The organism is Gordonia malaquae NBRC 108250 (assembly GCF_000344135.1).
GTDB lineage: Bacteria > Actinomycetota > Actinomycetes > Mycobacteriales > Mycobacteriaceae > Gordonia > Gordonia malaquae.
In genome coordinates this window covers 247,484-259,758 of the sequence record NZ_BAOP01000003.1, presented here as the reverse complement: position 1 = coordinate 259,758, position 12,275 = coordinate 247,484, and the positions used below count along the sequence as shown (strand labels likewise).

The window sequence follows — 12,275 nt, the reverse complement described above, 5'->3', positions numbered from 1 at the left end:
GCGGATACGTCGGCTACTAGCCTGGAGCAGCTATGAGTAATTCAGTCGTACGCTCGGTGAAAGAGCGCGATCGGACGTTTGCGAACATTCTGCTGAACACGGCGATCGCCAATGTGACCACGAGCTTCCTGTGGTTCGCGTTGACGTTCTGGATGTACCTCGAGACCCGCAACGTGATCGCCACCGGTGTGATCGGCGGCGGGTACATGTTGATCATCGCGATGGCGAGCATCGGGTTCGGCACGATCGTGGATCGTTTCCGAAAGCTGATCGTGATGCGCGTGTCGGCGCTGTTCACTTTGGTGATGTTTCTGCTCGCCGGGCTCGCGTACGTGGCGATGCCCGACTCGACGGATGTGTCACTCACCTCGCCGTGGCTGTGGGTCTTCGCGATTCTCGTGCTGGTCGGCGCGGTGATCGAGAACATGAGATCGGTGGCGTTGTCGACGACGGTCACCATCCTCGTCGACGCCGACCGCCGCGATAAGGCGAACGGCTGGGTCGGGACTGTTCAGGGCCTCTCGTTCATGGTGACCAGTGTGTTCTCGGGTCTGGCAGTCGGTTTCCTCGGCATGGGACCGACGGTCGTCATCTCGATCGTGTTCGTCGCGGTCGGGTATGTCCATCTGCTGTTCCTGACGATGCCCGAGGAGGAGCACGTCGTCGCCTCCGACGCTGCCGGTGCGTACGATCTGCGCGGCTCTCTGCGCGCGGTGCACGCTGTCCCGGGCCTTTTCGCGTTGATCATCTTCTCGACGTTCAACAACTTCGTGGGCGGTGTCCACATGGCGTTGTTCGATCCGTACGGACTCGAACTCTTCTCCGTGCAGATGTGGGGTGTGGTGTTCGCGATCAGCGCCACCGGGTTCATGGTCGGCGGCGCACTCATCGGACGCTTCGGTCTTGGCGCCAACCCGATGCGGACGATGCTGATCGCCGTCATGATCACCGGAGTGATCGGCGCGGCCATCTCGTTCCGGGCGTCTCCAGTTCTCTGCATCATCGCCGCCTGGTTCTTCATGGCGACGATGCCCGCAGTCGAGGCGGCCGAACAGACGGTGATCCAGCGGGTGGTCCCGTTGCAGCAGCAGGGACGCGTGTTCGGGTTCGCAGGCGCCTTCGAGGCCGCGGCCGCCCCGGTGACGGCGTTCCTGATCGCACCGATCGCCGAAGCCGTCGTGATCCCGTGGGCCGAGGGCGACGGCGCCGCCGCCCTCGCGCCGTTGCTCGGCACCGGGCCGGGGCGAGGCATCGCCCTGGTCTTCCTGATCGCAGGCGCGATCACGGTCCTCGCCGCGGCGATCGCCTTCGCGACACCCGTGTATCGGAGCGTGTCAGCCGAATACGCGTCGACGACCGACGACGCCGCGGAGGAGACCGGCGACCCGGCCCACGTGTGACGTCTACAGTTCGTCGGTGTCGACGACGCGTCGACGGACGGACAAGAGCGTCACGTCTGGTCGGGAAGCGCCGTGACGTTCGAGGGTGTCCAGAACATCGGTCAGGTGTGCGATGTCGGAGTTGACGACGGCGACTCCGACACCGGCTCGGCGGTGAAGGTCGAGATGATCCGTCTCGGCGACCGAGACGGAGTATTTGCGGCGGATCTCGGCGATGATCGGCCGGACGACTGAACGCTTCTCCTTGAGGGAGTGCACGTCACCGAGAAGGAAATCGAATTCAAGAGTACCGATCCACATAGAAGCGCCGACTCTACCTGATACGGACACCGATCGGATAGAGGCTGTCGGCGAGCGACTTCTTCCGCCTGACGTTCTCCTGCACCGCCTCCGGCGTGTACCCGCCTGCGGTGGGGCGCGCCGGAGTCTGCAGGTCGACGCCACCGGACACCACGGTCCATGCCGACCCTGCATCGACCAAAGCCTGATGCTTGGTGGCGTAGTAGTCCGTGCTCGCCGAGATCGCGACCCCCGAATCGCCCGCCGCGGCGGCGATCATGTGCGGGTGGTACCTCGTCGACAGCCAGGTGCCGCGGTTGACGGGCAGCCCGTCGCGCCACAGGTTCCGGAACGGGATCACCGCCGCGCCCTCGAGACGATCGGCGAGCATCGTCGGGATGGTGTAGTCGTGGCCCGGGATGCACTCGACGACGGTCACGTCTCGGCCCGGCACCTCCCAGGCGTCCAGGGTGGCCCGGATGAACGACGCGAGGGCATCGGTTCCCGTCCGCCCGTCCCAGGAGAACGTGTCCGTGAGATCGCTCTGAGCGCACAGCACGACGCCGGCGCCGGCCGGTGTGCGAGGACGAGTGAGTATGGGGGAGAGCCAGGCGTCGTCTCCCGTCCGCGACAGGCCGGGGGCGCCGGCGAGCAGCGTCTCGGTCGGTGCGTCACGGACGTCGAGGACGTCGAAGCGGGAGGCGGCGGCGAGCATCGCGGCACCCGCAGCTCCATCGATCGCCGGAGTGAAACCGGCGCCCGTCGCAACGGTCCGCGCCCCGGTCTTCTCAGCGACGGCGGCCATCGCGGACAGGAGGGCTCCGTGATGCGGCCACACGGCGTTGACGAATCCGCCGCCCACCAGATGGATCGTTCCCGCCCGGAGCAGCATGTCGATCCCGGCGTCGTTGCGGGGTGACGCGCCGAGCCTGCTCGCAGTGTCGGCGACCCACTCCCACGGCGCGTCGGGATCGACGTCGTGGGCGTCCGGGGACAGCGCGTGATGAACCAGCTCCCACAGTGTGTCGACGAACACCGCGCGTCGATTGGCGTGTCGGAGCAGCAGCGATGCTTGACCGGGACGAGGTGAGTCGACGACGACCCGCGCCATCGGCCTGCGGACGGCGATGTGCCGCAGCCAGGCCTCGGTGATCAACTCGTCGCCGAAGTTCGGGAAGCCTGCCGTGGTGACCAGGTAGATCAGGTCTGCCGAATCGACACGTGAGCGCACCTTGAAGCGCACCGACCGGGTTCGCTGGGCGACCTCGGTGACGGAGGGAAGCGCCATCGTGTCAGTTCTCGCGGTCGCCGAGAAGCGTCGCGACGTGATCGGGAACGAACTTCGAGAGCGAGCGCGGCGGACGGTGATAATTGCCGGTGGCGATCGGCTTCTTCGGCAGCTTCACGCGTTCGGTCTCGATGTGCGTGAACGGAATCGTCGACAGCAGGTGCGAGATCATGTTGATTCGCGCGTTCTTCTTGTGGTCCGACTCGACGACGAACCAAGGGCTGGTCAACGTGTCGGTGTGGACCATCATCTCGTCTTTGGCGCGAGAGTAGTCCTCCCACCGGTACACCGACTCGAGGTCCATCGGGCTGAGTTTCCACTGGCGGACCGGGTCGTCACGGCGTGCGCGGAATCGACGCAACTGCTCGTCGTCGGACACCGAGAACCAATACTTCCGCAGCAGGATTCCGTCGTCGATCAGCATCTGCTCGAAGATCGGCGTCTGTCGCAGGAAACGGGTGTGCTCCTCCGGTGTGCAGAAGCCCATGACCTTCTCGACACCTGCCCGGTTGTACCAGGAGCGGTCGAGCAGGACGATCTCACCTTTGGTGGGGAGCTTCTCGACATATCGCTGGTAGTACCACTGACCACGCTCGCGGTCGGTCGGGGCGGGCAGTGCCTCGACGCGGCAGATGCGAGGGCTGAGGTACTCGGTGATGCGCTTGATTGCGCCGCCCTTGCCTGCGGCGTCTCGGCCTTCGAAGATCACGACGACACGCGCACCGGTAGCTCGCACCCACTCCTGCAGCGCGACGAGCTCTGTCTGCAGCCGGAACAGTTCGGCTTCGTACACGTCCTTGGGGAGTTTGGTTTCCGCGGCAGGTGCCGGATTCTTCGCCATGCGGACGATCTTAGAGGTCGGCTGCGCTCAGTTGCCCGCAGTCGCCGGTGCCGCGGTGAGTCGAAGTCCGATCGTCGGGTTCTTGACGTTCGTCAGTCGCAGTTCGTCACCGTCCACCACCGCTGTGACCTCGCCGTCGAGTGCCGCGGTCACCGCCTGCTCGACGTCCATCACCTCCGGTGGGCACATCTTGCGGGTCGTCGCGATCGGGCCGAAGGTGACCTTCTGCTCGCTCCCGGAGCCGACGACCGTCGCGTCGCCGTGCATCTGGTTGCAGCCCGCGAAACCGGTGAACGATCCGTCGGCGCCGATCCGCACGGTCGGCTTGACCCTCTCGATGACCGCCGAGCTCTCGACGGCTTCGTTCCGGACCAACGCCTTGACCGTCCACGTGGTCCCCGCGACGGCACGCGTCACGCGTTCGTTGAGGGTGAGAGTGACATCGTCGCCCTTCAACGTCAGGGTTCGACCGTCCAGTCGCCACGTGACCGGGGACTCGAACAGGGTGTTGATCCAGCCGTCGACCTTGTCGCGTGGTGGTGGGCAGGCCATCATCGTGCCGACGAGGCCGCTGACGGTGATCGTGCCGCCGTCGAACGCGGCTGTTCCGCCGTGGCCGTTGCACCCGCCGTTCACGCTGATCTGGCCCTTGGCGCCGAACGACACGGTGAGTGGTCCGTTGCCCGGCACCACCTGGTTCGTGGCGTCGTCCGACACGTAGGTCTTGCCGTCGAGTGCCGCAGGGTCCGGGGTCCAGGACGCGGAGGACGAGGTGTCCGAACCGCACGAAGTGATCCCGAGCGCCGCCGCGCCGACGGCTGCGATCAGAGGGATGAGCCGGGTCCAGCGGATGGGGCCGCGGTCGTGTCGGTGTTCCATGAGGGCAACGGTAGTGCAGCCGCAGCGGCCGATCATGCGCCGCGCCGCGTACGGTAGATCACGATCGGACACCACCATCACGTGAGGAACAGGTAGCTAGTGGGTAAGTTCTCGAACGCCATGTGGCGCCTGCTCGGCGCTCAGGCGTCGCGCAACCAGTCGCAGTCCATCTCGTTGATCGAGAAGTCGCACGAGCACGAGTCGTGGGCTCAGGAGCTCAAGGACGATGAATTCGCAGGTGAGGCGGCAGAGCTCGAGATCGAGACCGTCGACGGCCGGGTCAAGTTCCTCGCACTGATTCGGGAGGCGGGTTCCCGTGCGGTGTCGATGACGCCGTTCGACGTCCAGCTGCAGGGCGCCCTTCGGATGCTCGACGGCGACGTCGTCGAGATGGCGACCGGTGAGGGCAAGACGCTCGCCGGAGCGATCGCCGCGATCGGTTACGCCCTCGAAGGCAAACACGTTCACGTCGTCTCGGTGAACGACTACCTCGCCGGCCGCGACGCCGAATGGATGCGCCCTCTCTACGACCTCTTCGGCGTGACCGTCGGCGCGATCTCCGAGCATTCGACCCGCGACGAGCGACGAGCCGCCTACGAATGCGACGTCACATACGCGTCGGTCAACGAGATCGGCTTCGACGTCCTCCGCGATCAGCTGGCACTGCACGAGGACGAACTCGTCGCGCCGGTCCCCGAAGTCGTCCTCGTCGACGAAGCCGATTCGGTGCTCGTCGACGAAGCCCTCGTTCCCCTGATCTTGGCCGGCTCGACAGAGGCCGAGACGCCCAACAGTGCGATCCACGAAGTCGTCTCGCACCTCAAGAGCAAGCATTACGACGTCGACACCGACGGCCGCAACGTCTCGCTGACCGAGGAAGGCGCCAGGTTCGTCGAGGACACGCTCGGCGGCATCGACATCTACGGCGACGACCACGTCGGCACGACTCTCGTGCACGTCAACGTCGCGCTCTACGCCTACTACCTGCTCGAACGCGACGTCCACTACATCGTGCGGGACGGCGGCGTCCACTTGATCAACGCGTCGCGCGGCCGTGTGGCCCGTCTCCAGCGTTGGCCCGACGGCGTTCAGGCGGCCGTCGAGTACAAGGAGGGGCTCAAGCCGACCGCGGCAGGCGAGGTCATCGACACGATCACCGTCCAGGCGTTGATGAGCCGCTACCCGCGGGTTGCGGGCATGACCGGAACGGCAATCGCCGCAGGCGAGCAGCTCCGCCAGTTCTACAACCTGGGCGTGTCGCAGATCCCGTCGAACATGCCCAACGTCCGTGAAGACGAACCGGACCGGGTCTACGACAACAAGGCCAACAAGATGGAGGCCGTCGTCGAGTACGTGCAGACCGTTCATGAGACCGGACAGCCGGTCCTGATCGGCACGCACGACGTCGCGCAGTCCGAAGAGCTCGCGTACTTCCTGGAGCGTGCCGGTGTCACATCGGTGGTGCTGAATGCGAAGAACGACCCGGAGGAGGCCGCGATCATCGCCGAGGCCGGCCGCAAGAGCGCTGTCACCGTCTCGACGCAGATGGCTGGCCGCGGCACCGACATCCGACTCGGCGGATCGGACGGCGACGACGAGGCACGCGACGAGGTCGTCGAGCTCGGCGGCCTGTGCGTGGTCGGAACCGGGCGATACGACACCGAACGCCTGGACAATCAGCTCCGCGGCCGTGCCGGTCGCCAGGGCGACCCGGGCCGGTCGGTGTTCTTCTCCAGCCTCGAGGACCCGCTCGTCACCAAGAACCACACACACCTGCGGGAGTCGCAGCCGATCGACAGCGACGGTTCGATGGGACCTCGCGGTGTGGAGATCGTCCAGCAGGCCCAGCGGATCGCCGAAGGCGCGATGCTGCAGTTGCACGCCAACACGTGGAACTTCAACGCTCAGGTCAACGAGCAGCGCAATTCGATCGTGCGTCGCCGCATGTCGATTCTCAAGACCGACCAGGCGCTCACCGACCTGAAGGACCTCGAGACCGAGCGCTACGAGGAACTGTCGGAGACGATCGGCGACGACGTCCTCGAAGACGTGGCCCGACAGATCGTGCTGTTCCACCTCGACCGCGCGTGGGCCGACCATCTGGCGTATGTCGCGGACGTGCAGGCCAGCATCCACCTCCGTGCGCTCGGCCAGCAGAGTCCGCTCGAGGAGTTCCACAAGTTGATCTTCGCCGAGTTCACCAAACTCGTCGACGAGGCGATGGAGGCGGCACGCGAGACGTTCACGACCGCGACGATCACCGAAGACGGCATCGACTTCGACGACGCCGACATGCACCGTTCGACGATGACCTGGACCTACCTGGTCCACGAGAACCACTTCGCATCCGCCGGCGCCCAGGCCGTCCAGGGGATCGTGGGCATCTTCCGGTGACCGAGGAGCCGTCGCCGCGGGTCGCGCCGGAGAAGAGCGACGCGATCTGGACGGTGCCGAATGCGCTGAGTGTGCTGCGCTTGGCGTTGATCCCGGTGTTCATCTGGCTCCTCATGGTGGAGGAGTCGGCAGGCTGGGCGTTCGTGGTGCTGTTCGTGTCCGGTCTGACCGACTGGCTCGACGGCAAACTCGCGCGGTGGCTGGGGCAGTCGTCGAAGCTCGGCGCTCTTCTCGATCCTGCGGCCGACCGCCTGTACGTCATCGTCATCCCGATCTGCTTCGGTCTCCGCGAGTTCGTTCCGTGGTGGCTGATCGCGGTGATCGTCGGCCGAGACGTCCTGCTGTTCGCGACGGCGCCGTTGCTGGCCTCTCGTGGCGTGCGTGCCCTTCCGACCCTGTACGTCGGGAAGGCCGCCACATTCGCTCTGATGAGTTCGTTCCCCTGGCTGTTGGCCGGCCAGATCGACGGTCTTGTCGGGACGATCACCTACCCGTTCGGGTGGGCTTTCCTGCTGTGGGGCGTCGGCCTGTACGTGTGGACGCTCGTCCTGTACTGGATTCAGACGATCGACGTCATCCGCAGGATGCCGTCGGTTCGGGCCTGAATCTGCGCCCTCCGCCATGACGGCGGCACCGCAGACGATAGAGTTCTGTTCCGTCACGTCGGGGGAGTGCTCCTGGCGTAGTCCGTCCGAACCAGAGAGGCAGTTGTCGTGAGCGACACGAAGATCCCCGAGAATCTCAAGTACACCGCCGAGCACGAGTGGATCTCGAAGGTGGGCGACAAGACCGTCCGCGTCGGCATCACCGACTTCGCGCAGGATGCGCTGGGCGACGTCGTGTTCGTTCAGCTCCCCGACGCCGACAGCGCGGTCGAGACCGGCGAGTCGTTCGCCGAGGTCGAGTCGACCAAGAGCGTCTCCGACATCTACGGACCCATCGACGGAACCGTCTCGGCGGCCAACGACGCACTCGACGGCGCCCCGGAACTCGTCAACTCGTCGCCCTACGACGACGGCTGGCTGGTCGAGATCACCGTCGGCGACGACGTCGACCTCGATGCGCTGCTCGACGATCTGCTCGACGCTGCCGGTTACGCCGCAGTCATCGGCGGCTGAGCGGCCCAATCTGAACGATTGGCTAACGATCCGTCACGTCAGCGTCGACGAACCCTCACCGACCCGGTGGGGACGGATATGATTGCCAGTGTTCGTTCGTTCCCGCCCGACCCCGGGTGGTGAGTGAACAAAAACGGTAGGTTCGGATGTGACCATCCGGATCTTCCGGCTAGCAGCCGTTTCAACGTCGAAACGCGATCTGTTGCACACGAATAGGCGAGCGGTGGCACAGTCCGGGAACCCCGGACGACGCGATCGCAGTGGTTAAGGAGATGTGGTGACCGGTAACGACAACGGTTTTGAGGCGCCTGTGGAGACGACTTCGGTCTTCCGCGAGGAGTTCATCAAGGAGATCGATGCTCCCGCGACGACGGGCGAGCCCGCCGACACCGGTGTGGAGCGTCTCTCGCCCGGCACCGCGCTGCTGGTGGTCAAGCGTGGCCCCAACGCGGGCTCGCGTTTCCTGCTCGACCAGGCGGCGACGTCGTCGGGCCGTCATCCCGACAGTGACATCTTCCTGGACGACGTCACGGTCAGCCGTCGCCACGCGGAGTTCCGTCGTGACGGCGACGACTTCCAGGTGGTCGACGTGGGCAGCCTGAACGGCACGTACGTCAATCGCGAGCCGGTCGACACCGCGACCCTGGCCAACGGCGACGAGGTCCAGATCGGCAAGTTCCGTCTGGTGTTCCTCGCAGGACCCCGCGCAGGGGAAGCGTGAGCGCTTCCGCCGCACGTTCGGACGCCGGCGGCGAACGGACGATGTCGATCGGGTCGGTCCTGGCGATCCTCAGTGAGGATTTCCCGGACGTCACGATCTCGAAGATCCGCTTCCTCGAAGCGGAGGGGCTCGTCACCCCGGAGCGCGCCCCGTCGGGGTACCGTCGCTTCAGCGATGCGGACTGCGAACGGCTGCGGTTCGTCCTGACCGCACAGCGCGACCGCTACCTGCCGCTCAAGGTGATCCGCGAGCAGCTCGACGCCATCGACGGCCAGACGTCCGAGGCGGCGGGCGGTGCTCGCCTGCTGACCTCGGCCCGCACGGCCGTCGCACCCGCCACCGACTTCGCGTCGCGCGGTGGGCGCGTGGACCGTGAATCGCTCATCGAGCGGACCGGTGTCGACTCGGCGTTCATCGCCGAGCTGATGCGCAACGGTCTGCTGTCGTCGGGCCCCGGCGGATTCTTCGACGAGGACGCGGTGCGTCTGGTGGAGGCCGCCGCGGCGCTCGCGAACTTCGGCGTGGAGACACGCCACCTTCGCGCGTTCAAGGTGAGTGCCGACCGCGAGGCCGGACTTGTCGCGCAGATCGCCGGGCCCATTGCCAAGGGCAAGGGGACCGGTGCCCGCGACCGTGCCGAAGAGCTCGTGCGAGAAATGGCGGCGCTGTCCGTCACGCTCCACACTCAGCTCGTCAAGGCCGCGGTCCGCACCGCGCTCGACTGACACGTCACGTCATTGTGAGGAGGCCCGAGACATGGGCGAGATGCGCATCGTGGGGATCCGAGTGGAGCCCCCACAGAATCAGCCGGTTCTCCTGCTTCGTGAGGTGACCGGTCCGCGGTACCTGCCGATCTGGATCGGGCAGAGCGAAGCCGCGTCGATCGCACTGGAGCAACGCGGCGTGGAACCGCCCCGTCCACTCACGCACGACTTGATCGTCTCGCTCGTGGAGTCGTTCGGCCGCGAGCTGGTCCAGGTCCGGATCGTCGACATGCAAGAAGGCACGTTCTATGCGGAGATGGTCTTCGACGGCGACGTCGTGGTCCAGGCGCGACCGTCGGACGCGATCGCGGTGGCCATGCGGGTTCAGGCGCCGATCGTCGCGTCTGACGACGTCCTCGACGACGCAGGACTGTTGATCCCCGATGAGGACGATTCGGCCGCTGCCGCGGAGGAGTCGGACTCGAGTGACGAAGCTGTCGAGGCGTTCCGGGAGTTCCTCGATCAGGTGTCGCCGGAGGACTTTCTCGGACCCGAATCCGACTCCTAGTGTCGCGTGTTGAAAGTTCCTTAATGGTTGGCGGCACCCCGCTGCACACCTGGCAGCGTTGTCGTCGGTCGCGATACCTACCGGTATCCCTCCCTCCTCCGCCTTGCCAGCTGCACAGCGGAGCACCACCAACCGTCTAGGAACTTTCAACACACGACACTAGGCGTGTCCGCGAGCCGATGCAGTCGCCTCTCTAGTCACACGAGTAACATCAGCCTCATTGGTAACGGAATCGTCACAGCTGAACCTAAAGTTGAGGTTTACGGTGTGTTGCGTTGATTGCGGTCGCGAAGCGCCATAGTTTCATTCCCAGCACCGAAGCAGTTCGCTTCGGGATTCACGCAGACTGCGTGCGGGAGTACCCTTGTCAGAGGGGCTCGCGTTCGCAGTCCTGTTCACGAGGGAGTGTCACCGTGGGCGATATGCCGTCCGATAGTCGGCCCGACGCCGTCACCGAGCCCGTCCAGGGTGGTCTCGACGACATCGCGCCGGGTCTGTTCCCCAACGACGTCGTTCCCGACGAACTCGTCGGTTACCGTGTTCCGACGGCGTGCCAGATCGCCGGCATCACCTACCGCCAGCTCGACTACTGGGCTCGTACGCAACTCGTCGTCCCGTCCATCCGCGGTGCGGGCGGCTCGGGCACCCAACGTCTCTACTCCTTCAAGGACATCCTGGTCCTGAAGATCGTGAAGCGTCTTCTCGACACGGGCATCTCGCTGCAGAACATCCGTGTGGCCGTTGATCACCTCCGCCAGCGTGGCGTCGAGGATCTGGCTCGGATCACCCTGTTCTCCGACGGCACCACCGTCTACGAGTGCACGTCGGCCGAAGAAGTCGTCGACCTCCTCCAGGGCGGACAGGGCGTGTTCGGCATCGCAGTGTCCGGTGCGATGCGCGAGTTGACCGGCACGATCTCCGACTTCCCGGCGGAGCGGGCCGACGGCGGCTTCAGCGAGGAGTCTCCGGAGGATGAACTCGCCGCACGCCGCAAGAACCGGACCGCGAAGACCGGCTAGCAGCGCAGCGCCACAAAAGTCACGCGGCGGTCTTGGTTGAACCAGGACCTCGCGTGATTTTTCTGGCTTTCTTCTGCTACCGAATCCGGCCCTCGGCGCGGGCCCGCCGTCGGATCTCGACGCCCTGCGGGCTGAAATAGGCCCGCGTCCGCCGGTTCATCAGCAGATAGCAGTAGAAGCCGAACAGCACGATCGGCGTGGCGAGCGCGATCGCGAGGACGACGATGGCGACAGTGGCATCCATGGTTGCCCCTTTCAGGTGGTGGAGACGCCGAAGAGCATGACGCCGCCTACGAGAACGGCGACAGCGACGACGATCGCGAAGACGACGGCCGCGATGTTGAGCCACAGCATCACGCAGAAGTAGAGGTACGCGCCGCGCGAGCCGCGCAGCATGGCGATTCCCAATGGCAGGTTGATGCCCACGATGATCACCATCACGATGTCGGCGCCGATGATGATCGCTCGCGCGGTGTCGAGGTTCTGGACGGTGATGTCCGCCTGGTTGTCGAGTTCGACCCACCATGAGATCAGGGTGGCGTCGTTCACGAACATCAACGGCAGTATCGCGACCAGGCTCACGATGGAGCCGATGACGATCAGCCACCCGTAGAACGTCACCTGCCAAGGGCGGACGAGAGCGGCGTGTTCGGCTGCGCCGGTCTGCCGCGGGTGCGGGTTGTACATCGGGCGAGGGGGAGCGGTCTGCCAGGTCGGCGGCGCATAGGCGGGCGGTGGAGCCGCCTGCGGCGGACCGTACTGCGGACGGGGTCTCGGTGGCGGTGGTGGCAGGGGTCCGGTCGACATTCGGTTCAGAGTAGGTGCGCCCGTCTTCCGCCGATAGAATGCGAACGAACGAACAGCGAATGTGACCAGTCCCGCCGTGCACGATCGCGGATCTGTCCGCGCACCTTGGTATCCTGTGCGTGCGCCGCTACGCCGCGGGAGAGCGTCGTCCGATCACCTCGGACGGCCGCCGAAGGAGCAACACCTCTCCGTCAAACTCTCAGGCACCCGGGACCGTGGCAACTGCCGGCGTCTCTGGAAAGTGACGGGTCCGCTCG

14 protein-coding genes and 1 riboswitch are annotated in these 12,275 nt (G+C 65.6%); of the genes, 8 read left to right on the top strand and 6 right to left on the bottom strand.

What is annotated here, in order from left to right; all coding sequences use genetic code 11:
- The first annotated feature begins 32 nt into the window (after nucleotides 1–32).
- Nucleotides 33–1,400, top strand: a complete 1,368-nt coding sequence (locus tag GM1_RS03185; RefSeq protein WP_008376574.1) for an MFS transporter — start codon at nucleotides 33–35, stop codon at nucleotides 1,398–1,400.
- Between the two features lie 3 nt (nucleotides 1,401–1,403).
- On the opposite strand, the gene GM1_RS03180 is transcribed toward GM1_RS03185, so the two are convergent.
- From GM1_RS03180 to GM1_RS03165, 4 genes are read right to left on the bottom strand one after another with little or no spacing between them, the layout of a single operon-like run.
- Complete coding sequence (locus tag GM1_RS03180) at nucleotides 1,404–1,700, bottom strand: DUF503 domain-containing protein (RefSeq protein WP_008376572.1); 297 nt, start codon at nucleotides 1,698–1,700, stop codon at nucleotides 1,404–1,406.
- A gap of 13 nt (nucleotides 1,701–1,713) precedes the next feature.
- Nucleotides 1,714–2,967, bottom strand: coding sequence for a polysaccharide pyruvyl transferase family protein (locus GM1_RS03175; RefSeq protein WP_008376570.1), 1,254 nt, complete (start codon nucleotides 2,965–2,967; stop codon nucleotides 1,714–1,716).
- Between the two features lie 4 nt (nucleotides 2,968–2,971).
- Entirely contained in the window at nucleotides 2,972–3,808 is an 837-nt protein-coding gene (gene ppk2, locus GM1_RS03170; RefSeq protein ID WP_008376568.1) for a polyphosphate kinase 2, read from the bottom strand.
- A 27-nt stretch (nucleotides 3,809–3,835) separates the two neighbouring features.
- Nucleotides 3,836–4,687 carry an META domain-containing protein gene (locus tag GM1_RS03165; RefSeq protein WP_052005296.1) on the bottom strand — a complete coding sequence of 284 codons (852 nt, stop codon included), beginning with the start codon at nucleotides 4,685–4,687 and terminating at the stop codon, nucleotides 3,836–3,838.
- A 99-nt stretch (nucleotides 4,688–4,786) separates the two neighbouring features.
- On the opposite strand from GM1_RS03165, the gene secA2 reads away from it, so the two are divergent.
- The 7 genes from secA2 (at nucleotide 4,787) to GM1_RS03130 (ending at nucleotide 11,211) form a co-directional block, all read left to right on the top strand.
- The gene (gene secA2, locus GM1_RS03160; protein WP_008376565.1) at nucleotides 4,787–7,081 is read left to right on the top strand and encodes an accessory Sec system translocase SecA2; all 2,295 of its coding nucleotides are present in this window, start codon (nucleotides 4,787–4,789) and stop codon (nucleotides 7,079–7,081) included.
- On the top strand, nucleotides 7,078–7,686 hold the full coding sequence (locus GM1_RS03155) for a CDP-alcohol phosphatidyltransferase family protein (protein WP_008376563.1): 609 nt from the start codon (nucleotides 7,078–7,080) through the stop codon (nucleotides 7,684–7,686). Before secA2 ends, GM1_RS03155 begins: the two co-directional genes overlap by 4 nt.
- Nucleotides 7,687–7,794: 108 nt before the next feature.
- Entirely contained in the window at nucleotides 7,795–8,199 is a 405-nt protein-coding gene (gcvH, locus tag GM1_RS03150) for a glycine cleavage system protein GcvH (RefSeq protein WP_008376561.1), read from the top strand.
- Between the two features lie 274 nt (nucleotides 8,200–8,473).
- Nucleotides 8,474–8,920: a glycogen accumulation regulator GarA gene (garA, locus tag GM1_RS03145; protein ID WP_008376559.1), complete on the top strand. Its 447-nt coding sequence runs from the start codon at nucleotides 8,474–8,476 to the stop codon at nucleotides 8,918–8,920.
- Nucleotides 8,917–9,645: a transcriptional regulator FtsR gene (ftsR, locus tag GM1_RS03140; protein WP_008376557.1), complete on the top strand. Its 729-nt coding sequence runs from the start codon at nucleotides 8,917–8,919 to the stop codon at nucleotides 9,643–9,645. The genes garA and ftsR overlap by 4 nt, the downstream gene beginning before the upstream one ends.
- A 31-nt stretch (nucleotides 9,646–9,676) precedes the next feature.
- Nucleotides 9,677–10,192 (top strand): bifunctional nuclease family protein, encoded by a 516-nt coding sequence (locus GM1_RS03135; protein WP_008376555.1) that lies wholly within the window; start codon nucleotides 9,677–9,679, stop codon nucleotides 10,190–10,192.
- A gap of 422 nt (nucleotides 10,193–10,614) precedes the next feature.
- A complete protein-coding gene (locus GM1_RS03130; protein WP_052005283.1) occupies nucleotides 10,615–11,211 on the top strand; it encodes a MerR family transcriptional regulator in 597 nt (198 codons plus the stop codon).
- Nucleotides 11,212–11,287: 76 nt separating this feature from the next.
- Here GM1_RS03130 and GM1_RS22235 read toward each other — a convergent pair whose 3' ends face one another.
- The gene (locus GM1_RS22235; protein WP_008376552.1) at nucleotides 11,288–11,455 is read right to left on the bottom strand and encodes a hypothetical protein; all 168 of its coding nucleotides are present in this window, start codon (nucleotides 11,453–11,455) and stop codon (nucleotides 11,288–11,290) included.
- A gap of 11 nt (nucleotides 11,456–11,466) precedes the next feature.
- A complete protein-coding gene (locus GM1_RS03125) occupies nucleotides 11,467–12,018 on the bottom strand; it encodes a hypothetical protein (protein WP_157435748.1) in 552 nt (183 codons plus the stop codon).
- 125 nt (nucleotides 12,019–12,143) lie between these two features.
- A riboswitch (glycine riboswitch) is annotated at nucleotides 12,144–12,244 on the top strand.
- The last annotated feature ends 31 nt before the right edge of the window (nucleotides 12,245–12,275 follow it).

Bases quoted from the DNA above. Each gene is read 5' to 3' on its own strand.
- GM1_RS03185 (WP_008376574.1), top strand. From the start codon at position 33: ATGAGTAATTCAGTCGTACGCTCGGTGAAAGAGCGCGATCGGACGTTT.
- GM1_RS03180 (WP_008376572.1), bottom strand. From the start codon at position 1,700: ATGTGGATCGGTACTCTTGAATTCGATTTCCTTCTCGGTGACGTGCAC.
- GM1_RS03175 (WP_008376570.1), bottom strand. From the start codon at position 2,967: ATGGCGCTTCCCTCCGTCACCGAGGTCGCCCAGCGAACCCGGTCGGTG.
- ppk2 (WP_008376568.1), bottom strand. From the start codon at position 3,808: ATGGCGAAGAATCCGGCACCTGCCGCGGAAACCAAACTCCCCAAGGAC.
- GM1_RS03165 (WP_052005296.1), bottom strand. From the start codon at position 4,687: ATGGAACACCGACACGACCGCGGCCCCATCCGCTGGACCCGGCTCATC.
- GM1_RS03135 (WP_008376555.1), top strand. From the start codon at position 9,677: ATGGGCGAGATGCGCATCGTGGGGATCCGAGTGGAGCCCCCACAGAAT.
- GM1_RS03130 (WP_052005283.1), top strand. From the start codon at position 10,615: ATGCCGTCCGATAGTCGGCCCGACGCCGTCACCGAGCCCGTCCAGGGT.
- GM1_RS22235 (WP_008376552.1), bottom strand. From the start codon at position 11,455: ATGGATGCCACTGTCGCCATCGTCGTCCTCGCGATCGCGCTCGCCACG.
- GM1_RS03125 (WP_157435748.1), bottom strand. From the start codon at position 12,018: ATGTCGACCGGACCCCTGCCACCACCGCCACCGAGACCCCGTCCGCAG.